The organism is Streptomyces toxytricini, from assembly GCF_014649915.1.
Taxonomy (GTDB): Bacteria; Actinomycetota; Actinomycetes; order Streptomycetales; family Streptomycetaceae; genus Streptomyces; species Streptomyces toxytricini.
The window spans coordinates 338,790-359,445 of sequence record NZ_BMTY01000002.1; the positions used below are offsets into that span (position 1 = coordinate 338,790).

The window sequence follows — 20,656 nt, forward strand, 5'->3', positions numbered from 1 at the left end:
CGCCGCGGCCGATCGGGCACACTCGCCGCATGGCACCCAGGACCCGTCGCCCGCGCACCTACGACGCCGTGAAGATCCGAGCCGCCGTCACGGCGCAGTTCGGCCATCTCGCCGACGCGGTACGGGAGCTGACGCCCGAACAGCTCGCCCGCCCCGCCGGGCTGGGCGAGTGGACCGTCGCCGACCTCGCCGCGCACGTCGCCTGGATCGCCGACTCCCTGGCCGCCGGCCTGGCCCGCCCCCCGGCCGCCGTCCCCGAGCTCACGGCCGTCGAGTGGCCCTCCGCGACCGCCTCGCTCGCCGGGAAGATCGCCGAGGCGGCCAAGGAGACCCTCGCGGGTGCCCCGCTCGCCGAGCTGTACGAGCGCGCCGGGGCCCGCATGGCAGAGCAGCTCGCGGCGAACCCGGTCGGCAGCCGGGTCCTGCACCTGTGGGTCGGCGACATGACACTCGCCGACTTCCTCGTCACCCGGGCCGTGGAGCTCACCGTCCACACCGACGACCTCAACCGGGCCGCGGGCCTGGACGTCCCGATCGAGCGGCAGGCGCTCGCCGCCACCACGCGGCTGCTCGCCGACGCGCTCGCGCTGGCCGCGCCGGGCGGGGCGGTGGAGGTGCGGATCCCGCCGTTCGCGGTGGTCCAGTGCATCGAGGGCCCCCGGCACACCCGCGGCACCCCGCCGGGTGTCGTGGAGACCGACCCGCTGACGTGGATCCGGCTGGCCACCGGGCGTATGCGCTGGGCGGAGGCCCTCGCCGACGCCCGTGTCACGGCCAGCGGCGAGCGGGCCGACCTCGCGGCGCTGCTGCCGGTGATGAGCTGAATCCGGCCACCGCAGCAGCGGATGCCGACGGGGCCGGCCCGCGCCCGCGGAACCGGTCCGGCCCGCCGCCCGTCCCACCGGCATGCGAACGCTCCGGAACCTCCCCGCAGCCCTCGTCGCCCTCCTGGCCCTCGCCGCGACCTCCGCATGCGGCGACGGCGGCGCCCCACCCGGCGCCTCCGCGGGCCCCGACTTCGCCGGCAAGTGGTCGGTACGGAGCCTCACGGCCGGCGGCCGCACCCTGACCGCACCGCCCACCGCGCACGTGGACTTCGAGGCCGGCGCCGCCGGCCGGGCCGAGGCCAAGGGCAACTACGGCTGCAACGGCTTCACCGCGGCCGTCGCCCACGAGCCCGCCGGCCGGCAGGCCACCGCCCTCACCGTCGAACCCGGTGCGTCGACCACCATGGCCTGCGAGCACAGCGCCTTCGAGGCCGAGTTCGCCAAGGTGCTCCGCGGCCGCATGGAGGCCCGGCGCGGCCCCGGGGACCGGCTCACCCTGAAGGCCGCCGACGGCGGCACCGTCGACCTGGTGCTGCGCGCCCCGGTCCCGGACGCCCCGCTCACCGCCACCCAGTGGACCGTCACCGCCCTGCTCAGCGGCGGTACGGCGGCCTCCGTCCCGGCCCCCGCGGCCGGCCGGGCCGTCCTGCGGATCGGCCCCGACGGCACCGCGGACGGCAACCTCGGGTGCAACCGGTTCTCCGCCCCGGCCGCCGTCGAGGGCGACCGGATCACCTTCGGCGAGGTGACGTCGACCCGGGTCGCCTGCACCGGCCCCGAGGGCGACCTGGAGCGCACCCTCACCGAACTCCTCGGCAGCGGCCCCCTCACCTGGCGGATCCGCGCGCACACCCTCACCCTGACCGCGCCCGACGGCCGCGGGCTGACCGCCGAAGCGGCTTCCGCGGCCGAGTGACCCGTACGAACGCACGGGAAAAAGGGAAAGAAAAGGAAAAGAAACACGGCGTTCCCGGCGGCCCCGCCCCGCCCGCAAGCAGAAAGCGGAGCGGGATCCGCCGACCGCCGCCCCGGCGCCGCCGGCCGCCGTCCCGCAGCGCTCACGCCGCTCTCGCCGCGACACCGCAGGAAGAGCGCCCATTGCATCGGCAGGTGCGTGTCAACCACCGCATTTGCGGATATCGGACCCGTCACCCTCCGCAGGGGTTACCCGACTGTCCGCACTGTGACTTTTACGGTCAGTCCCCAATTCGGACCAGTGGTCGATCTCGCCTACACTCGGTGGCGTGCCTCGTGGTGATGGACGACTCAACCACGACCTGCTCCCCGGCGAAAAGGGCCCCCAGGACGCTTGCGGCGTCTTCGGTGTCTGGGCTCCGGGTGAAGAGGTCGCCAAGCTCACCTACTTCGGACTGTATGCACTGCAGCACCGCGGACAGGAGTCCGCGGGCATCGCTGTGAGCAACGGTTCCCAGATCCTCGTCTTCAAGGACATGGGACTCGTCTCCCAGGTCTTCGACGAAACCTCCCTCGGATCGCTCCAAGGTCATATCGCGGTCGGTCACGCCCGCTACTCGACCACCGGCGCGTCCGTCTGGGAGAACGCCCAGCCGACCTTCCGCGCGACCGCCCACGGCTCCATCGCCCTGGGCCACAACGGCAACCTGGTGAACACCGCCGAGCTTGCCGAGATGGTCGCCGACCTCCCCCGACAGGACGGCCGCGCCACCCAGGTGGCGGCCACCAACGACACCGACCTCGTCACGGCCCTGCTGGCCGGCCAGACGGACGACGAGGGCCGCCCCATGACCGTCGAGGAGTCGGCCGCCAAGGTCCTCCCGCAGGTCAAGGGCGCCTTCTCGCTGGTCTTCATGGACGAGACCACCCTCTACACCGCCCGTGACCCGCAGGGCATCCGCCCGCTGGTCCTCGGCCGCCTGGAGCGCGGCTGGGTGGTCGCGAGCGAGACCGCCGCCCTCGACATCGTGGGCGCCAGCTTCGTCCGCGAGGTGGAGCCCGGCGAGCTCATCGCCATCGACGAGAACGGCCTGCGCACCTCCCGATTCGCAGAAGCGAAGCCCAAGGGCTGTGTGTTCGAGTACGTCTACCTGGCGCGCCCGGACACCGACATCGCCGGCCGGAACGTCTACCTCTCGCGCGTCGAGATGGGCCGGCGCCTCGCCAAGGAGGCCCCGGTCGACGCCGACCTGGTGATAGCGACGCCGGAATCCGGCACGCCGGCCGCCGTCGGCTACGCCGAGGCGAGCGGCATCCCGTACGGCTCCGGCCTGGTCAAGAACGCCTACGTCGGCCGGACCTTCATCCAGCCCTCGCAGACGATCCGCCAGCTGGGCATCCGCCTCAAGCTCAACCCCCTCAAGGAAGTCATCCGGGGCAAGCGCCTGGTGGTCGTGGACGACTCGATCGTCCGCGGCAACACCCAGCGCGCGCTGGTCCGCATGCTCCGCGAGGCCGGTGCGGCCGAGGTCCACATCCGGATCTCCTCGCCGCCGGTGAAGTGGCCGTGCTTCTTCGGCATCGACTTCGCCACCCGGGCCGAGCTGATCGCCAACGGCATGAGCGTCGAGGAGATCGGCACCTCGCTGGGCGCGGACTCCCTCGCGTACATCTCCCTCGACGCCATGGTCGAGGCGACGACCATCCAGAAGCCGAACCTCTGCCGCGCCTGCTTCGACGGCGAGTACCCCATGGAGCTGCCCGACCCGCAGCTGCTGGGCAAGCAGCTCCTGGAGACCGAGCTGGCCGGCGGCACCGACGCCGCCGACGCGCTGCGCCGCCCGTAGCCCGCATTCCGCTCAACCTGCGCCGGGCCCTGTCTTTCAAGCTTTTCCCAGGGCCCGGCACTCCACGCAGTAACGACACGAAAGCTCTCTCCTGTCATGACAGAGAAGACCACCGGTGCCAGCTACGCCGCGGCGGGCGTCGACATCGAAGCGGGGGACCGCGCCGTCGAGCTGATGAAGGAGTGGGTGAAGAAGACGCAGCGCCCCGAGGTCCTCGGCGGCCTGGGCGGCTTCGCCGGCCTCTTCGACGCCTCCGCCCTCAAGCGCTACGAGCGCCCCCTGCTGGCCTCTGCCACCGACGGGGTGGGCACGAAGGTCGACATCGCCCGCCAGATGGGCGTCTACGACACGATCGGCCACGACCTGGTCGCCATGGTCATGGACGACATCGTGGTGTGCGGTGCCGAGCCGCTCTTCATGACGGACTACATCTGCGTGGGCAAGGTCCACCCGGAGCGCGTCGCCGCCATCGTCAAGGGCATCGCCGAGGGCTGCGTCCTCGCCGGCTGCGCCCTGGTCGGCGGCGAGACCGCCGAGCACCCGGGCCTCCTCGGCCCGGACGACTTCGACGTGGCGGGCGCGGGCACCGGCGTCGTCGAGTACGACGCCCTGCTCGGCGCGGATCGCATCCGTACGGGTGACGCGGTCATCGCGATGGCGTCGTCCGGCCTTCACTCGAACGGGTACTCGCTCGTCCGGCACGTCCTCTTCGACCGCGCCGGGATGTCGCTCGACGCCCACGTCGAGGAGCTCGGCCGGACCCTCGGCGAGGAGCTGCTGGAGCCCACCAAGATCTACTCGCTGGACTGCCTGGCCCTCACCCGCACCGCCGAGGTCCACGCCTTCTCGCACATCACCGGCGGCGGCCTCGCGGCCAACCTGGCCCGGGTCGTCCCGGATCACCTGCACGCCACCGTCGACCGGTCGACGTGGACGCCCGGCGCGATCTTCGACCTCGTCGGCACGGCCGGCGCCGTGGAGCAGCTGGAGCTGGAGAAGACCCTGAACATGGGCGTCGGCATGATGGCCGTCGTCCCGCAGGAGTCGGTGGACGTGGCGCTGACCGCGCTGGCCGACCGGGGCGTCGACGCCTGGGTCGCGGGCGCGATCACCGAGCGCGGCGAGCACACCTCGGGAGCCGAGCTGACCGGGTCCTACGCGAGCTGAGGGATGCACGGAAACCCGGTCCGGGGCGGGGCCCCGGACCGGGTTTCCTGTGCTGTCGGAGCTGCTCGGCCGCGTGGGTGGCCGGCTACGGCTCAGGCGTCAAGCGCCGCGACGCTGTGCGGACGGGCCGGACTCGTCGTCCTCGTCCTCGTCGTCGTCGTTGTACATCTCCGCGTACTTGGCGTACGGGTCGTCGTCGTCCAGCTCGTCATCGACGTCGACCGGCTCGCTGACAGGCAGCAGCGGCGCCGTCGGCGATGCGCCCAGCTCGTTGGCCAGACGCGCAAGGTCAGTGCCGCCGCTGTTGTACTTCAGCTGGCGGGCGACCTTCGTCTGCTTGGCCTTGGCCCGGCCGCGCCCCATGGCTCGACCCCCTCGGTGACGGGGCTCGACGGCCCCAGAGTCTGACACGCGTTCATGGTTCGGATCGGGCTCTCCTCGGAGAGACCGTCCGTAGGGGTTTAACGGTACCTGCTTCCGCGGCCATACGGTACGCCGCCCGCATCACGCGCCCCGGTGCAGGACCACCGAGGCGCCCCGTCCTCGCTGGTCAGCTGCGATTTTAACTCTTTCCCGGCGGGCGACCCGCCGAAGCGCAGTGAGTTCCGTCTCGCCGCGCCCCGGCGGGTCCGCCCGTCAGGGGGTCAGGAGGCCTTCGCCGCCTTGGCGGCGCGGGCGTCCGCCATGCGCTGCTCGGCGATGCGGTCGGCGGCGGCGGCCGGCGGGATGCCGTCCGACTTCGCACGTGCGAAGATTTCGAGCGTGGTGTCGAAGATCTTCGTGGCCTTCGCCTTGCAGCGGTCGAAGTCGAAGCCGTGGAGCTCGTCGGCGACCTGGATGACGCCGCCCGCGTTGACCACGTAGTCGGGTGCGTAGAGGATCCCGCGGTCCGCGAGGTCCTTCTCGATGCCGGGGTGGGCGAGCTGGTTGTTCGCCGCGCCGCAGACGATCGTGGCGGTGAGCGCCGGGACGGTGTCGTCGTCGAGGGCGCCGCCGAGCGCGCAGGGGGCGTAGATGTCCAGGCCCTCGGTGCGGATCAGCGCGTCCGTGTCGGCGACGGCGACGACCTGCGGGTGCTTGTCGAGGATGCGGCGGACGGACTCCTCGCGGACGTCCGTGATCACGACCTCGGCGCCGTCCTCCAGGAGGTGCTCGACCAGGTAGTGGCCGACCTTGCCGACGCCGGCCACGCCGACCTTGCGGCCGCGCAGGGTCGGGTCGCCCCACTGGTGCTGGGCGCTGGCGCGCATGCCCTGGAAGACGCCGAAGGCGGTGAGGACGGAGGAGTCGCCGGCGCCGCCGTTCTCGGGGGAGCGGCCGGTGGCCCAGCGGGTCTCGCGGGCGACGACGTCCATGTCGGCGACGTAGGTGCCGACGTCGCAGGCGGTGACGTAGCGGCCGCCGAGGGACTCCACGAAGCGGCCGTAGGCCAGCAGGAGCTCCTCGGTCTTGATGACGTCCGGGTCGCCGATGATGACGGCCTTGCCGCCGCCGAGGCCGAGGCCGGCCATGGCGTTCTTGTAGGACATGCCGCGCGAGAGGTTCAGCGCGTCGAGGACGGCCTCCTCGTCGGAGGCGTACGCGTGGAAGCGCGTGCCGCCGAGGGCGGGGCCCAGGGCGGTGGAGTGGATGGCGATGACGGCCTTGAGTCCGGTGGCCCGGTCCTGGCACAGCACGACTTGCTCGTGGCCGCCCTGCTCCGTGCGGAACAGGGTGTGCAGGACGCCGTCGGTCATTTCGGTCACGGTGGTGACTCCCATGGAAGAGATGCGGCGGAATGACGCCCGCCCTGCGGGTGGGGGAGGGCGTGCTGGGAGCAGCGTAAGTCCAAAGCGCCGCCCGCAGACCCCCTGTCCGGGGATCGGAACACTCCCGGAGTACGGGCCGGCTCGCCGCTGCCGCCGGGGGCGGTCCGCGCGGCGGGCGGAGTAGGCCCGGGCGGGGCGGGGGAGTACGGAAGCGTGAGTGCATCCCGCGACCCCCGGCCGCCGTCCGAGCGCCCGGCGCCGACCGTCCCGTACGCCTCCTACCTGCGCGTCTACGAGCCGCTGGGGGCTTTCGCCGAGCCGGAGCGCACGCACTGGGCGGCGTACGCCCGGCGCGGGTCGGCGCCCACGGCCCAGGACGAACTGCGCCGGTCATTGGCGGAGTTGGCGCGCGTCCCGGTGGCGGGGGTGCCGCTGCGCGAGAGCTCTGACGCCTTCACGGCGGAGGTGGACGGGGTGCTGCTGGTCTGCCCGTGGCGGACCCGGCTGCGCGGCTGGCTGGCGCTGCAGGAGCTCGTCGAGGAGTTCCCGGCTCCGGTGCTGGACGCGGCGCTGCCCCCGGAGGCGCGGCGGCGGGCGGCCGAGGAGTACGAGCGCTGGCGGGCGCGGAACCCGGACGCGCGGCCGTGGATCCGCAGCTCGGTGTGGCAGGTGCCACTGCGCTGGTTCGTGCTCGTGTCGGACGATGAGCGGGAGTACCTGCCGGGCGAGCGGCTGCGGTACCGGACGCCGATGGTCCAGGCGCGGCGGCGGCTGGCCCGGGCGCTGCGGACGCTGCGCGAGGCGGAGGGGTACGAGATGCTCGCGGACGGGCTGGTCGGGGTCGGCAGCTGGCTGGAGGAGTTCCATCCGCGGTCGATGGTCGAACTGGACTACGGGGGGCTGGTGCACGCGCTGCCGGCGGAGCGGCTGGCGGCGGACCGGTCGGCCCGGGACGTCGCGGCCGGGATGGCGGCGCTGCGGTCCGGGGACGCGGCCGGGGCGGCGGAGGCGTACGCGGAATTGGGCGAGCGGTGGCGGGCGGTGCGGGAGAGACTGTTCGCCAACTAGGGGGAGGCCGCGAACCCGTATTCGGGGCGAACGGGCGGGACCTACGTCCCGATCCGGGCCATTGCCTCAAGCGTGACGGACTGCACTAAACACACCCTTGCGCCGTTCCCCTACCCTCGTGCCAAAATAGGACAAGGAGTCCGGGGAGGGTTCCTTCCGCCCAACTGAGGGCGGAACGCTCGGCATTGCACGCTACGGGGGGTCCAGAGGACTCCTGATCGCTCTGTGACTGATCGTTACAGTGGGGTGACTGTCCGTTATGGGGCGGTCCATCGGCTTCCGACCGCTGATGAACACCTCGGAGGGCAATTCCGTCGGTTTGGCCGTCACGGCTGGACGGATGGTGTAGTTGTAGTGCCGAGGACAAGCCGTTCGTCCTATAACCGACTCGGCCCGCGTATGTCCATTTCGGGCAACGCGGGCCAAGGTGCAGAATTTAGAGGAAAGAACCGAGATGGTTCGGTTCTCCCGAGGAGGCCGCTCATGACCGCTCGCACCCCTGATGCCGAGCCGCTGCTGACCCCGGCTGAGGTCGCCACGATGTTCCGCGTGGACCCGAAGACGGTGACCCGCTGGGCCAAGGCCGGCAAGCTGACGTCCATCCGCACCCTGGGTGGGCACCGCCGCTACCGCGAGGCCGAGGTCCGCGCCCTGCTCGCGGGAATTCCGCAGCAGCGCAGCGAGGCCTGAGGTCGCGTTCATCACCCCGCTTTGAACGGGTAGGCATCGGATCCCCCAATCCGATGAAACCCACTGTGCTTCATTCGGCCGGACGACCTGCCCCAACAGGTACCCGGCCGTTCGGTCGCGCTGGACTCCGCCGGGTCCAGCGCGATCTTTTTTTGTGCCCGCAGGGCGGGGCGGCGGGGAGGGCGGGCGGCCTCCCCGGAGAGGTGCCATTGCACATATTAAATTGAGCGGACGTATAGGTGCGATAAAAGTGCGGGTGCCGAAAACTCGTGTGGTGACTCCTGTCACAGGCTGTGACCCTTGTGTGGGAGGCAATGCGCCCGTAAAGGGATGTCCCGCGCAGAGCGGTCTCGCCCGAGGGGTGATGTACGCGGAGAATTGCACCCGAGGATGGCGGACGGGTGAATTCGGTCGGCCGAACGGGTGATGTGGCGGCCGTTGCCTCCCCGGGTGGGCGTCCGCCCCCGGTGGCGCGGCCCGCCGAACCGCCTGGGGTCTGCGGCGGAGTCGGCGGACGCGGACATGCGGAAGGGCCCGCATCCGATGGGATGCGGGCCCTTCTCCTGCTGCGATCCTGACGGGACTTGAACCCGCGACCTCCACCTTGACAGGGTGGCGAGCTAACCAACTGCTCCACAGGACCTCGATGTGCAGCCGTTTTCGCTTGGCTGCGCATCAGACTGTACAGCAGCCCGGGGGGTGCGGTCGAACCGGCGGGCGCCCCGTCAGGGGGCCGCCGCGTCCACCGCCTTCACGATGCGCTTGTCGGAGACCGGGTACGCCGTCCCCAGCGAGTGCGCGAAGTAGCTGACCCGCAGCTCCTCGATCATCCAGCGGATGTCCGTGACCGCCTCCGGCACCGGCCGGCCCTTGGGCAGCTGCTCCAGCAGCCAGGCGTACTCGTCCTGCATCTCGTGGACCTTCTGCATGCGCGTGGTGTCCCGCTGGACGGCCGTCGGCATCTGCTGGAGCCGCCGGTCGGCCGCCACCAGGTACCGCATCAGGTCCGGCAGCCGCCGCAGCCCGGTCAGGGTGACGAAGCCGGGCGGCATGAGGGCGGCCAGCTGTGCCCTGACGTCCTGGAGGTTCGCCAGCAGCGCGGGGCTCTGCGTGCCCTTCAGACGCCTTTCGCAGGCCTGCCAGGCCGCCAGGACCTGCTGCACCTGCCCGACCGTGCGGACGGTCGTGTCCACCAGGTCGGCGCGCACGGCCTCGTACAGCCTGCGGTAGCCCGCCTCGTCCCAGGCGGGGCCGCCGTGGTCGGCGATCAGCTTGTCCGCGGCGGCCGTCGCGCAGTCGTCGAACAGCGCCTGCACGGAGCCGTGCGGGGTGCGCGACAGGGACAGCTTCTGCTGGTTGCTGAGCCGGTCCGAGGCGAACTTGGCGGCGTTCACGGGGAGGTTCAGCAGGATCAGCCGGCGCGTGCCCAGCCACATCGCCTGCTGCTGCTCGGCCTCGGTGTCGAAGAGCCGTACGGCGACGCTCGCCCCCTCGTCGACCAGCGCCGGGTACGCCTTCACGGGCTGGCCGGCCCGCCGCGTCTCGAACACCTTGGCCAGGGTGCCGATCGTCCAGTCCGTCAGCCCGGAGCGCTCCACCGACTCCCCGCCCGACCGCTCCGCGGTGGCCGCGGCGGCCTGGGAGAGGGCCTGGCGGGCCTTCGGCTTGAGCTTCAGGCGCAGCGCCTCCAGGTCCTTGTCCTCCGCGACCTTCCGGCGCCGCTCGTCAACGATCCGGAAGGTGATCTTCAGGTGGTCGGGGATCCGGGACGGGTCGAAGTCGTCCGCGGTGACCGGGACGCCCACCATCCGGTGCAGTTCGCGCGCCAGCGTGGCCGTCAGCGGCTCCTGGAGGGGCACCGCCGTGTCCAGGAAGCGGGCCGCGTAGTTGGGCGCGGGCACGTAGTGGCGGCGGATCGGCTTGGGCAGCGACCGGATCAGCTCGGTCACCACCTCCTCCCGCAGGCCCGGGATCTGCCAGTCGAAGCCCTCGGAGGTCACCTGGTTGAGCACCTGGAGCGGGATGTGGACGGTCACGCCGTCCGCGTCCGCGCCCGGCTCGAACTGGTAGGTGACCCGGAACTTCAGCTGCCCCTGCCGCCAGGAGTCGGGGTAGTCGGCCTTCGTGACGCCGGCCGCCTTCTCCGTCAGCAGCATCTCGCGCTCGAAGTCGAGGAGTTCGGGCTCCTCGCGGCGCTTGTGCTTCCACCAGGAGTCGAAGTGCGCCCCGGACACCACGTGCTCGGGGATCCGCTGGTCGTAGAAGTCGAAGAGGGTCTCGTCGTCGACGACGATGTCGCGGCGCCGGGCCCGGTTCTCCAGCTCCTCGACCTCGGTCAGCAGCTTGCGGTTGTCCGCGTAGAACTTGTGGTGCGTGCGCCAGTCCCCCTCGACGAGGGCGTGGCGGATGAACAGCTCCCGGGAGGCCTCCGGGTCGATCCGCCCGTAGTTGACCTTCCGCTGGGCGACGATCGGCACGCCGTACAGCGTGACCCTCTCGTACGCCATCACGGCCGCCTGGTCCTTCTCCCAGTGCGGCTCGCTGTACGTGCGCTTGAGCAGGTGCCCCGCGAGCGGCTCGACCCACTCGGGCTCCACCTTGGCGTTGACGCGGGCCCACAGCCGGGAGGTCTCCACCAGCTCGGCGGACATCACGAACTTCGGCTGCTTCTTGAAGAGCGCCGAACCCGGGAAGATCGCGAACTTGGCGCTGCGGGCGCCGAGGTACTCGTTCTTGTCGGTGTCCTTCAGGCCGATGTGCGACAGCAGGCCGGCCAGCAGCGACACGTGCACGTGCTGCTCGGAGGCGTCCGCCTCGTTCACGTGGATGCCCATGCCCTTGGCGACCGTGCGCAGCTGCGAGTAGATGTCCTGCCACTCGCGGATCCGCAGGAAGTTCAGGTACTCCTGCTTGCACATCCGGCGGAACGAGGAGGAGCCGCGCTCCTTCTGCTGCTCGCGGACGTACCGCCACAGGTTCAGGAAGGACAGGAAGTCGCTGGTCTCGTCCTTGAAGCGGGCGTGGTGCTGGTCGGCCTGGGTCTGCTTGTCGGACGGGCGCTCCCGCGGGTCCTGGATCGACAGCGCGGCCGCGATGACCATGACCTCGCGGACGCAGCCGTTGCGGTCGGCCTCCAGGACCATGCGGGCCAGCCGCGGGTCCACGGGCAGCTGGGAGAGCTTGCGGCCGAGCGGGGTGAGCCGCTTGCGGGGGTCCTTCTCGGCCGGGTCGAGGGCGCCGAGCTCCTGGAGGAGCTGGACGCCGTCGCGGATGTTGCGGTGGTCCGGCGGGTCGATGAAGGGGAACTTCTCGATCTCCCCGAGCCCGGCCGCGGTCATCTGGAGGATGACGGAGGCGAGGTTGGTGCGGAGGATCTCGGCGTCGGTGAACTCCGGGCGGGCGTCGAAGTCGTCCTCGGAGTACAGCCGGATGCAGATGCCGTCGCTGGTGCGGCCGCAGCGGCCCTTGCGCTGGTTGGCGCTGGCCTGCGAGATCCGCTCGATCGGCAGGCGCTGGACCTTGGTGCGGTGGCTGTAGCGGGAGATGCGGGCGGTGCCCGGGTCGATCACGTACTTGATGCCGGGGACGGTCAGCGAGGTCTCGGCGACGTTCGTCGCCAGGACGATGCGGCGGCCGGTGTGCTGCTGGAAGACCCGGTGCTGCTCGGCGTGCGAGAGGCGGGCGTACAGCGGCAGGACCTCGGTGAAGCGCAGCTTCTTCTTGATGAGCGCGTCCGCGGTGTCGCGGATCTCGCGCTCGCCGGAGAGGAAGACCAGGATGTCGCCCGGCCCCTCGGCCTGGAGTTCGTCCACGGCGTCGCAGATCGCGGTGATCTGGTCGCGGTCGCTCTCCTCGGAGTCCTCCTCCAGCAGCGGCCGGTAGCGGACCTCCACGGGATAGGTGCGGCCGCTGACCTCGACGATCGGGGCGTCGCCGAAGTGGCGGGAGAACCGCTCCGGGTCGATCGTCGCGGAGGTGATCACGACCTTGAGGTCGGGGCGCCGGGGCAGCAGCTGGGAGAGGTAGCCCAGCAGGAAGTCGATGTTGAGGGACCGCTCGTGGGCCTCGTCGATGATGATCGTGTCGTAGGCGCGCAGCTCGCGGTCGGTCTGGATCTCCGCGAGGAGGATGCCGTCCGTCATGAGCTTCACGAAGGTCGCGTCCGGGTCGACCTGGTCGGTGAAGCGGACCTTCCAGCCGACCGTGCCGCCGATCTCGCACTTCAGCTCCTCGGCGATCCGCTCGGCGACCGTGCGGGCCGCGATGCGGCGGGGCTGGGTGTGCCCGATCATGCCGCGGACGCCGCGGCCCAGCTCCATGCAGATCTTCGGGATCTGCGTGGTCTTGCCGGAACCGGTCTCACCGGCGACGATCACGACCTGGTGGTCGCGTATCGCCTCGGCGATCTCGTCCTTCTTCTGGCTGACGGGCAGGTTCTCGGGATAGGTGACCTCGGGCATGCGCGAGGCGCGGCCGGACAGCCGCGCGGCGGCCTTCTCGGCCTCCGCGGCGATCTCGTCGAGCACGGCCTGCCTGGCCTCGGGCTTGCGGATGCGGCGGGCGCCTTCGAGGCGGCGGCCGAGGCGGTGCGCGTCGCGGAGGGAGATCTCACCGAGAAGCGTCTGCAGGGCGGCGAAGGAAGTAGACATACCTGCTCGAGGATCTCACCCCGGTGCGCCGGGTGGCGAACGCATTTGTCGGGGGACCCGTACCATTTCGGGACGATCCCCCGTCCCGTCCCGCGTGAGAGGCCCCACGTATGCCGAGCAGCGCGTACCGACGCGTGTGCGGCGTGCTGCTCACGGTGCTGCTGGCGCTGCTGTGCGGTGTCGCGGGGGGCGCGGCGGGTGCGGCGCCCGCCGGCACGGCCTCGTCCGCCCGGGCCGCCGCGGACGTCTCCGACCGGGCTGCGGGCCGGGCTGTCGCAGACGGTGCGGGGCGGCCGCCCGGCCGGGGCTCGGCCGGCGGCCCCGGGCGCGCCGGCGCCGCCGCCGGGTCACCGGAGGCCGTACGGGCCTCCTCCGCGGAGCTGCCGGCCGATGTGGCCGAGGTCGTACGGGCCTCCTCCGCGGAGCTGCCGGCCGATGTGGCCGAGGTCGTACGGGCTTACGCCGCGGGGCAGCGGCCGGGCCGGGCTCTTGCGGACGTCGCGGGGCCGATGCCCGGCCGGGCGTCCGCCGGCACCGCCGACAGGGTGCCGGACGCCATACGGGCCTCCGCCGTGAAGCAGCGGCCCGTCGCGGGTGCGGTCGTACGGGCTTCCGCTGCGGGGCAGCGGGCCGATGCGGGTGGCGTCGTACCGGTCCCCGCCCCTGGGCGGCGGGTCGACGCGGCCGAGGTCGTACGGGCCTCCGTCTCGGGGCAGCGGGTCGGCGCCGTCCAGGTCGTACGGGCCTCCGCCGCCGGGCAGCGGGCCGACGGCGGCGGCGTCGGGCGGGGGCCCCGGTGTGGGCCGGGGTCTGGTGGGCCCGATCGGGCGCCGGCCCTGCCGGCCCGCGCCGGTGCGCAGGCCGAGCACGTCCTCGCGGTCTGTGCCCGCTCCGTCCCCGGCTGCGGGGCTCCCGCCGCCCGTGCCGCGGCCGGGCCGCCGGGCGGGGCGCGGGCCCCCGACCGGCCCGCTCCCGGGCCGGTGGAGCTCTCCGTGATCCGGGTGTAGGAGGGCGCGCCCGGCCCCGAGCGGCCGGACCGCCGCCCTCCCCTCCACCACCTCGTTCCGGAGCACCCGTATGCCTTCCTCCTCCTCCCGTCCCTCCCGATCCTCCTCCCGCTCCACCGGCAAGACGCTGCTCGCCTGCGCGGGCGTCGTCCTCGCCGCGGCCGCGCTGGGGCTGGCGTCCTGGCAGGCCACCGCGCCCGACGACCGCCCGGCGCGGGGCGGCGGCGCCGTGTCGCAGCCGCGGGCCGAGGACTCCGGCGCCCGCGCCGAGCTGCTGAAGCTCGCCCGCCGCGAGGCCGGTGACCGGCTCGCCGTCGGCCGGCAGGACGCGCCGGTCGTGCTGATCGAGTACTCCGACTTCAAGTGCGGCTACTGCGGCAAGTTCGCCCGGGACACCGAGCCCGAGCTGATCCGCAAGTACGTCGAGGACGGCACGCTGCGCATCGAGTGGCGCAACTTCCCGATCTTCGGCGAGGAGTCCGAGGCCGCGGCGAAGGCCGCCTGGGCCGCCGGGCAGCAGGACCGCTTCCAGCAGTTCCACGCCGCCGCGTACGCGCCGGGCGCCAAGGAGAAGGGCTTCGGCGCGGAGCGCCTGCTGGAGCTGGCCCGCGAGGCCGGCGTCCCCGACCTGGAGCGCTTCTCCCGCGACATGGCCGGCGAGGCCGCCGCGGCGGCGCTGGCCCGGGACCGGGAGGAGGGGAGCCGCATCGGCGTCGCCTCGACCCCGTCCTTCCTGGTCAACGGCCGGCCGATCGCCGGCGCGCAGCCGTACGGCGCCTTCGCCGCGGTGATCGACGGGGCCAAGGCCGAGGCGGCCCGGTGACCGGCATCGGCTACCTGGCCGCCCTGCTCGGCGGGCTGCTGGCGCTGCTCAGCCCGTGCAGCGCGCTGCTGCTGCCGGCGTTCTTCGCGTACTCGATCGACTCCCCGTCCCGGCTGCTGGCGCGGACCGGGATCTTCTACGCGGGCCTCGCGACCACCCTCGTACCGCTCGGCGCGGCCTCCTCGACGGCCGGGCGGTTCTTCCACGGCCACCGGGACGCCCTCGTCCTGGCGGGCGGCTGGCTGATCATCGCGCTGGGCGTCGCGCAGGTCCTCGGCAGGGGCTTCGCGCCGCGGCGGCTCTCGGAGCTGTCGGGGCGGATCCGACCGACGACCGCGCTGTCGGTGTACGCGCTGGGCGCGGTGTACGGGCTGGCCGGCTTCTGCGCCGGGCCGATCCTGGGGAGCGTCCTGACGGTGGCGGCCGTCGGCGGCAGCCCGGTCTACGGGGGCCTGCTGCTGGCGGTGTACGCGCTGGGGATGGCCGTACCGCTGTTCGTGCTGGCCCTGCTGTGGGAGCGCTTCGACCTGGGGCGGCGGCGGTGGCTGCGCGGCCGGCCCGTCCGTCTGGGGCGGCTGGAGGTGCACAGCACGTCACTGTTGTCGGGGCTGTTCTTCGTCCTGCTGGGGGCGCTGTTCCTGGCGTACGACGGGGCGAGCGCGCTGCCGGGGCTGCTGGACGTGGACGACTCGTTCGCGGTGGAGCAGCGGGTGCGGGAGGTCGCGGGCGCGGTACCGGACGCGGTGCTGCTCGGCGCGGCCGCGGCGGTGGCCCTCGCGGTGGTGCTGGTGCGCCGGCTGCGCGGCGGCCCCGCAGCGGCCGCCGGGGAGGACGCACCGGAGCCGGCGGAGGCGCGGGAATGACGCGGAAGGCCCCCTCCCGAGGGAGGGGGCCTTCCTGTTGTGGCTGGGGCCGGGGTCGAACCGGCGACCTATCGCTTTTCAGGCGATCGCTCGTACCAACTGAGCTACCCAGCCACGAGACCGTTTCCGGCCTCAGCGATCCTGACGGGACTTGAACCCGCGACCTCCACCTTGACAGGGTGGCGAGCTAACCAACTGCTCCACAGGACCATGCAGTGTGCGAGACAAGTCTTGCACACGGTAATGCGTACCCCCAACGGGATTCGAACCCGTGCTACCGCCTTGAAAGGGCGGCGTCCTGGGCCACTAGACGATGAGGGCTAAAGGCCCGCCGGGGCGCTTTCCAGCGCGTCGGGGACGTGAGAAGCATATGGGATGCGGGGAGGTAACGCCAAAACGGTTTCCCCCGGCAGGCTGCGTGCGCCCGGCGCGGAGGGACAATGACCGGGTGCTGGAGATGACACGCGAGGAGTTCGAAGAGCTCGTCGCCGAGGCCCTGGACCGCATCCCGCCGGAGCTGACGCGGCTGATGGACAACGTGGCGGTGTTCGTCGAGGACGAGCCGCCGGCGGACGACCCGGAGCTGCTCGGCCTCTACGAGGGGACTCCGCTGACGGAGCGCGGCGAGTGGTACGCGGGCGTGCTGCCGGACCGGATCACCATCTACCGCAACCCGACCCTGCGGATGTGCGAGGACCGGGAGGACGTGATCGCGGAGACGGAGATCACCGTGGTCCACGAGATCGCCCACCACTTCGGCATCGACGACGCCCGGCTGCACGCCCTGGGCTACGGGTGACCGGTCCGGCCGGGGGCGGCGCCCGCCCGGGAGACCCGGCCGACCCGGGCGGCCCCATCGATCCGGACGTCGACCTGCACGTGCCGGCGCAGCGGGCGGAGCCGCTGGGGCCCGTCATCGCGGCGGTCGCGGCCGGCGGCGCGCTCGGCGCGTCGGCCCGGTACGGGCTGGCGCTGCTGTGGCCGGCGGGTCCGGAGGGCTTCCCGTGGGCGGTGTTCTGGACGAACGCGGTCGGGAGTGCGCTGATCGGGGTGCTGATGGTGCTGGTCGCCGAGGGCGGGCGGACGCCGCCGCACCCGCTGCTGCGCCCGTTCGCCGGGACCGGTGTGCTCGGCGGGTTCACCACGTTCTCCGCGTACGCGGCGGACTTCACCCGGCTGTGGGCGGCGGGCGAGGCGGCGCGTGCGCTCGCGTACGCCGGGGGCACGCTCGCGGCGGCGCTCGGCGCGGTGTGGGCGGCGGCCTCGGTGGCGCGGCGCGCGGTGCGGCGCGGGGGCCGCGGGTGAACTGGCTGCTGGTGGTGGCGGGTGCGGCCGTCGGGGCGCCGCTGCGGTACCTCGCGGACCGGGCGGTGCAGGCGCGGCACGACTCGGTGTTCCCGTGGGGGACGTTCGCGGTGAACGCGGCCGCCTGCCTGCTGCTGGGGCTGCTGACCGGGGCGGCGCTGGCGGGGGCGGCGTCCGCGCGGTGGCAGCTGCTGCTGGGGACGGGGCTGTGCGGGGCGCTGAGCACGTACTCGACGTTCTCGTACGAGACGCTGCGGCTGGCGGAGCGGGGGCGGTTCGAGGCGGCCGCGGCGAACGTGGCGGGCTCGGTGCTGGTCGGGTTCGGGGCGGTGGCGCTGGGGTTGCAGGCGGCGGACCGGCTCTGGGGCTGAGGGCGGGGCCGGCGCCGGCGGCCGGCCGCCGTCCGCGGGTGTCCGTCCGGGGCGTGTCCCTTGCGGGGCAAAGGGAGTTGGGCACATCGACCCGCTCACCGCGGACTCTGACCGCCTACCCGGAGGTGCACCGTGCGCCAGTTGTCCGCTTCCCTCCGCCTGGCCGTCACCGCGCTCGCGGTCGCGGCCACGGCGGGCTGCATGAGCGTCGGCGGGGACGTCGCGAAGCCGGGGCCGTCCGCCTCGCCGGGCCGCAAGCAGGCGGCCGACGCGGGCCGGGGCGCCGCGGCCGGGCGGGGTGCGGGGTCGCACGAGGCGGGGCAGGGCGGCAGGGCCTCCGCGGGGGTCCAGGCGGGCAAACCCGGTGAGGACGGCAAGGCGTCCGGTGCGACGGGGGCTACGGCCAGTCCGGGTGCGCCGGCGGGGCGGCCGGGGGCGCCGTCGCCGTCGGCCGGGCCGGGGGGCGGCGCGGGAGGGCAGGGCCCGCAGGAGCCGCCCCCGGGCCACGGCGGGACCGGCGGAGGCTCCGGCGGTTCCGGCGGGACGAAGCCCACACCGCCGGCGCAGTCGCCGACCCCCGAGCCGCCTGTCACCCCCCCGGCCCCCACGCCCACTCCGCCGCAGCCCGAACCGACTCCCACGCCCACCGGCTGAGGGGCCGCCGCGGCGGCCCCGCGGGCCGATCGCCACAGGTCAGGACGGATCGGACGGGACCGACTTGCCAGACCCCCCAAGGGGTGCGTATGGTTATAGATCGTTTGATCCCATTGCCCGGCGCCGATCCGAAGCGCGCCGCGTGGCGCGTTTCTCCCTAGCCGTGGCGACCGCATTGAGGCGGTCGAATTGCGATTCACGGAGTTTGGGCGCGTGCCGAGACTCCGGAAGGTTTCGCATTTCGCATGTCCATTTCCAGTTCTGACCGTGCCGTCATGCCCGAGAACGACTCCCACGAGATCGTGGACGCCGTCGAGGCCCTCGTGGTGACGGAGGCCATGGAGGCCGCCGAGGCGGACGAGATCATCGAGGCCCTCGAGGCCGACGTGGCGGGCGACCGCGACGCCGAGTCCGACGAGCCCGAGACCACCTTCGCCGACCTGGGCCTGCCCGAGGGCGTCGTCCGCAAGCTCGCCCAGAACGGCGTCACCGTCCCGTTCCCGATCCAGGCCGCGACCATCCCGGACGCCCTGGCCGGCAAGGACATCCTCGGCCGCGGCCGCACCGGCTCCGGCAAGACCCTCTCCTTCGGCCTGCCGACCCTGGCGCGCCTGGCGGGCGGCACCACCGACAAGAAGAAGCCCCGCGCGGTCATCCTCACCCCGACCCGCGAGCTCGCGATGCAGGTCGCGGACGCCCTCCAGCCCTACGGCGACGTACTCGGCCTGAAGATGAAGGTCGTCTGCGGCGGCACCAGCATGGGCAACCAGATCTACGCCCTGGAGCGCGGCGTCGACATCCTCGTCGCCACCCCGGGCCGCCTGCGCGACATCATCAACCGCGGCGCCTGCTCCCTGGAGGACGTCCAGGTCGCGGTCCTCGACGAGGCCGACCAGATGTCCGACCTGGGCTTCCTGCCCGAGGTCACCGAGCTCCTGGACCAGGTCCCGGCCGGCGGCCAGCGCATGCTGTTCTCCGCCACCATGGAGAACGAGATCTCCACCCTGGTCAAGCGCTACCTCACCGACCCGGTCAGCCACGAGGTCGACAGCGCCCAGGGCAACGTCACGACCATGTCGCACCACGTGCTCGTCGTGAAGCCGAAGGACAAGGCGCCCGTCACGGCCGCCATCGCCGCCCGCAAGGGCCGCACCATCATCTTCGTCCGCACCCAGTTGGGCGCCGACCGCATCGCCGAGCAGCTCGTCGAGGCCGGCGTGAAGGCGGACGCGCTGCACGGCGGCATGACGCAGGGCGCCCGTACCCGCGTCCTCGCCGACTTCAAGGACGGCTACGTCAACGCCCTCGTCGCCACCGACGTCGCCGCCCGCGGCATCCACGTCGACGGCATCGACCTGGTCCTGAACGTGGACCCGGCCGGCGACCACAAGGACTACCTGCACCGCTCGGGCCGCACCGCCCGCGCCGGCAGGTCCGGCGTCGTCGTCTCCCTGGCCCTGCCGCACCAGCGCCGCCAGATCTTCCGCCTCATGGAGGACGCCGGCGTCGAGGCCTCGCGCCACATCGTCCAGGGCGCCGGAGCCTTCGACCCGGAGGTCGCCGAGATCACCGGCGCCCGCTCGCTGACCGAGGTCCAGGCCGACTCCGCGAACAACGCGGCCAAGCAGGCCGAGCGCGAGGTCGCCGAGCTGACCCGCCGCCTGGAGCAGATGACCCGCCGCGCCGCCGAGCTGCGCGAGGAGGCCGACCGCCTCGTCGCCCGTTCCGCCCGTGAGCGCGGCGAGGACCCGGACACCGCGATCGCCGAGACGGCCGAGGCCGCCCAGGCCGAGGTGGCCGCTCAGGTCGCCGCCGCCGCGGCGGCCGAGGAGCGCCGGGAGCGCACCGAGCGCCGCGACGACCGCGGCGACCGGGGCGGCGACCGCGGCGACCGCGGCGGCTTCCGCCGTGACGACCGGGGTGACCGCGGGGGCGACCGCGGCGGTTTCCGCCGTGACGACCGCCCGTCCTTCAACCGGGACGACCGCGGCGACCGCGGTGGCGACCGCGGCGGCTTCCGCCGTGACGACCGCCCGTCCTTCAACCGGGACGACCGCGGCGACCGCGGTGGCGACCGCGGCGGCTTCCGCCGGGACGACCGTGGCGACCGTGGCGGTTTCCGCCGTGACGACCGCCCGTCCTTCAACCGGGACGACCGCGGTGACCGCGGTGGCTTCCGCCGTGACGACCGGGGTGACCGTGGCGGTTTCCGCCGTGACGACCGCCCGTCCTTCAACCGGGACGACCGCGGTGACCGCGGTGGCGACCGCGGTGGCTTCCGCCGTGACGACCGGGGTGACCGTGGCGGCTTCCGCCGTGACGACCGCCCGTCCTTCAACCGGGACGACCGCGGCGACCGCGGTGGCGACCGCGGCGGCTTCCGCCGTGACGACCGCGGTGACCGCCGCGACGACCGCGGCGGCTTCCGCCGGGACGACCGCCCCTCCGGCGGCTTCCGCTCCGGCGGCGGCGACCGCCCGTACGGCCGCCGCGACGACAACCGCCCGTCCGGCTCCTTCGGCGGCCGCCGCGACGACAAGCCGCGCTGGAAGCGCAACGGCTGATCCCCGGCGCTGAGAACGCCCGACAGGCCCCCACGGCACCCGCCGCGGGGGCCTGTCCGCGTTCCGGAACACGCCAAGAACCCTCCCGCGAGCGCTCCTTGCCGCATCCGACGGGGCCGGTCGGTCGATACCCGATCGGCTGACGGGCGCGGTCCGGC

The 20,656-nt window shown here is 73.1% G+C and carries 16 protein-coding genes and 4 tRNA genes; 13 read left to right on the forward strand and 7 right to left on the reverse strand.

Features of this window, described 5'->3' with window-relative positions; all coding sequences use genetic code 11:
• Positions 1-29 precede the first annotated feature (29 nt).
• The 4 genes from IE170_RS03770 (at position 30) to purM (ending at position 4,756) form a co-directional block, all read left to right on the forward strand.
• Entirely contained in the window at positions 30-824 is a 795-nt protein-coding gene (locus IE170_RS03770) for a maleylpyruvate isomerase family mycothiol-dependent enzyme (RefSeq protein WP_189807855.1), read from the forward strand.
• 82 nt (positions 825-906) lie between these two features.
• The gene (locus IE170_RS03775; RefSeq protein ID WP_189807856.1) at positions 907-1,743 is read left to right on the forward strand and encodes an META domain-containing protein; all 837 of its coding nucleotides are present in this window, start codon (positions 907-909) and stop codon (positions 1,741-1,743) included.
• Positions 1,744-2,071: 328 nt separating this feature from the next.
• Positions 2,072-3,589, forward strand: a complete 1,518-nt coding sequence (gene purF / locus IE170_RS03780; protein ID WP_189807857.1) for an amidophosphoribosyltransferase — start codon at positions 2,072-2,074, stop codon at positions 3,587-3,589.
• 96 nt (positions 3,590-3,685) lie between these two features.
• A complete protein-coding gene (purM, locus tag IE170_RS03785) occupies positions 3,686-4,756 on the forward strand; it encodes a phosphoribosylformylglycinamidine cyclo-ligase (RefSeq protein WP_189807858.1) in 1,071 nt (356 codons plus the stop codon).
• A 99-nt stretch (positions 4,757-4,855) separates the two neighbouring features.
• On the opposite strand, the gene IE170_RS03790 is transcribed toward purM, so the two are convergent.
• The gene (locus IE170_RS03790; protein WP_229884581.1) at positions 4,856-5,167 is read right to left on the reverse strand and encodes a DUF3073 domain-containing protein; all 312 of its coding nucleotides are present in this window, start codon (positions 5,165-5,167) and stop codon (positions 4,856-4,858) included.
• 233 nt (positions 5,168-5,400) lie between these two features.
• A complete protein-coding gene (locus IE170_RS03795; RefSeq protein WP_308428357.1) occupies positions 5,401-6,516 on the reverse strand; it encodes a Leu/Phe/Val dehydrogenase in 1,116 nt (371 codons plus the stop codon).
• Positions 6,517-6,717: 201 nt separating this feature from the next.
• Here IE170_RS03795 and IE170_RS03800 point away from each other — a divergent pair, with 201 nt between their 5' ends.
• Entirely contained in the window at positions 6,718-7,572 is an 855-nt protein-coding gene (locus tag IE170_RS03800; RefSeq protein ID WP_189807859.1) for a DUF8083 family protein, read from the forward strand.
• Between the two features lie 483 nt (positions 7,573-8,055).
• On the forward strand, positions 8,056-8,262 hold the full coding sequence (bldC, locus tag IE170_RS03805) for a developmental transcriptional regulator BldC (protein ID WP_003949541.1): 207 nt from the start codon (positions 8,056-8,058) through the stop codon (positions 8,260-8,262).
• 569 nt (positions 8,263-8,831) lie between these two features.
• On the opposite strand, the gene IE170_RS03810 is transcribed toward bldC, so the two are convergent.
• Both IE170_RS03810 and hrpA read right to left on the reverse strand, forming a co-directional pair.
• Positions 8,832-8,905 (reverse strand) — tRNA-Asp (locus IE170_RS03810).
• Between the two features lie 82 nt (positions 8,906-8,987).
• Positions 8,988-12,911 (reverse strand): ATP-dependent RNA helicase HrpA, encoded by a 3,924-nt coding sequence (hrpA, locus tag IE170_RS03815; protein WP_189807860.1) that lies wholly within the window; start codon positions 12,909-12,911, stop codon positions 8,988-8,990.
• Positions 12,912-13,021: 110 nt separating this feature from the next.
• Here hrpA and IE170_RS03820 point away from each other — a divergent pair, with 110 nt between their 5' ends.
• The 3 genes from IE170_RS03820 (at position 13,022) to IE170_RS03830 (ending at position 15,604) form a co-directional block, all read left to right on the forward strand.
• Entirely contained in the window at positions 13,022-13,918 is an 897-nt protein-coding gene (locus tag IE170_RS03820) for a hypothetical protein (protein ID WP_189807861.1), read from the forward strand.
• A 70-nt stretch (positions 13,919-13,988) separates the two neighbouring features.
• A complete protein-coding gene (locus IE170_RS03825; protein WP_189807862.1) occupies positions 13,989-14,741 on the forward strand; it encodes a DsbA family protein in 753 nt (250 codons plus the stop codon).
• Positions 14,738-15,604, forward strand: coding sequence for a cytochrome c biogenesis CcdA family protein (locus IE170_RS03830; RefSeq protein ID WP_189807863.1), 867 nt, complete (start codon positions 14,738-14,740; stop codon positions 15,602-15,604). The genes IE170_RS03825 and IE170_RS03830 overlap by 4 nt, the downstream gene beginning before the upstream one ends.
• 40 nt (positions 15,605-15,644) lie before the next feature.
• Here the strand turns inward: IE170_RS03830 and IE170_RS03835 are convergent.
• From IE170_RS03835 to IE170_RS03845, 3 genes are all read right to left on the reverse strand, one after another.
• Positions 15,645-15,718: transfer RNA gene (locus IE170_RS03835), tRNA-Phe, on the reverse strand.
• A 22-nt stretch (positions 15,719-15,740) separates the two neighbouring features.
• Positions 15,741-15,814: transfer RNA gene (locus tag IE170_RS03840), tRNA-Asp, on the reverse strand.
• A 38-nt stretch (positions 15,815-15,852) separates the two neighbouring features.
• Positions 15,853-15,925 (reverse strand) — tRNA-Glu (locus tag IE170_RS03845).
• 127 nt (positions 15,926-16,052) lie between these two features.
• On the opposite strand from IE170_RS03845, the gene IE170_RS03850 reads away from it, so the two are divergent.
• From IE170_RS03850 to IE170_RS03865, 4 genes are all read left to right on the forward strand, one after another.
• Positions 16,053-16,403 carry a metallopeptidase family protein gene (locus tag IE170_RS03850; RefSeq protein ID WP_189807864.1) on the forward strand — a complete coding sequence of 117 codons (351 nt, stop codon included), beginning with the start codon at positions 16,053-16,055 and terminating at the stop codon, positions 16,401-16,403.
• Positions 16,400-16,909: a fluoride efflux transporter FluC gene (locus IE170_RS03855; RefSeq protein ID WP_189807865.1), complete on the forward strand. Its 510-nt coding sequence runs from the start codon at positions 16,400-16,402 to the stop codon at positions 16,907-16,909. Before IE170_RS03850 ends, IE170_RS03855 begins: the two co-directional genes overlap by 4 nt.
• Entirely contained in the window at positions 16,906-17,280 is a 375-nt protein-coding gene (crcB, locus tag IE170_RS03860; protein ID WP_189807866.1) for a fluoride efflux transporter CrcB, read from the forward strand. The genes IE170_RS03855 and crcB overlap by 4 nt, the downstream gene beginning before the upstream one ends.
• Before the next feature lie 899 nt (positions 17,281-18,179).
• Positions 18,180-20,498, forward strand: a complete 2,319-nt coding sequence (locus IE170_RS03865; protein WP_189807867.1) for a DEAD/DEAH box helicase — start codon at positions 18,180-18,182, stop codon at positions 20,496-20,498.
• The last annotated feature ends 158 nt before the right edge of the window (positions 20,499-20,656 follow it).

Excerpts from the sequence above, each read along its gene's own strand:
- IE170_RS03820 (WP_189807861.1), top strand. The coding sequence starts at position 13,022 with ATGCCGAGCAGCGCGTACCGACGCGTGTGCGGCGTGCTGCTCACGGTG.
- IE170_RS03775 (WP_189807856.1), top strand. The coding sequence starts at position 907 with ATGCGAACGCTCCGGAACCTCCCCGCAGCCCTCGTCGCCCTCCTGGCC.
- IE170_RS03770 (WP_189807855.1), top strand. The coding sequence starts at position 30 with ATGGCACCCAGGACCCGTCGCCCGCGCACCTACGACGCCGTGAAGATC.
- IE170_RS03795 (WP_308428357.1), bottom strand. The coding sequence starts at position 6,516 with ATGGGAGTCACCACCGTGACCGAAATGACCGACGGCGTCCTGCACACC.
- IE170_RS03825 (WP_189807862.1), top strand. The coding sequence starts at position 13,989 with ATGCCTTCCTCCTCCTCCCGTCCCTCCCGATCCTCCTCCCGCTCCACC.
- purM (WP_189807858.1), top strand. The coding sequence starts at position 3,686 with ATGACAGAGAAGACCACCGGTGCCAGCTACGCCGCGGCGGGCGTCGAC.
- IE170_RS03865 (WP_189807867.1), top strand. The coding sequence starts at position 18,180 with ATGTCCATTTCCAGTTCTGACCGTGCCGTCATGCCCGAGAACGACTCC.
- hrpA (WP_189807860.1), bottom strand. The coding sequence starts at position 12,911 with ATGTCTACTTCCTTCGCCGCCCTGCAGACGCTTCTCGGTGAGATCTCC.
- bldC (WP_003949541.1), top strand. The coding sequence starts at position 8,056 with ATGACCGCTCGCACCCCTGATGCCGAGCCGCTGCTGACCCCGGCTGAG.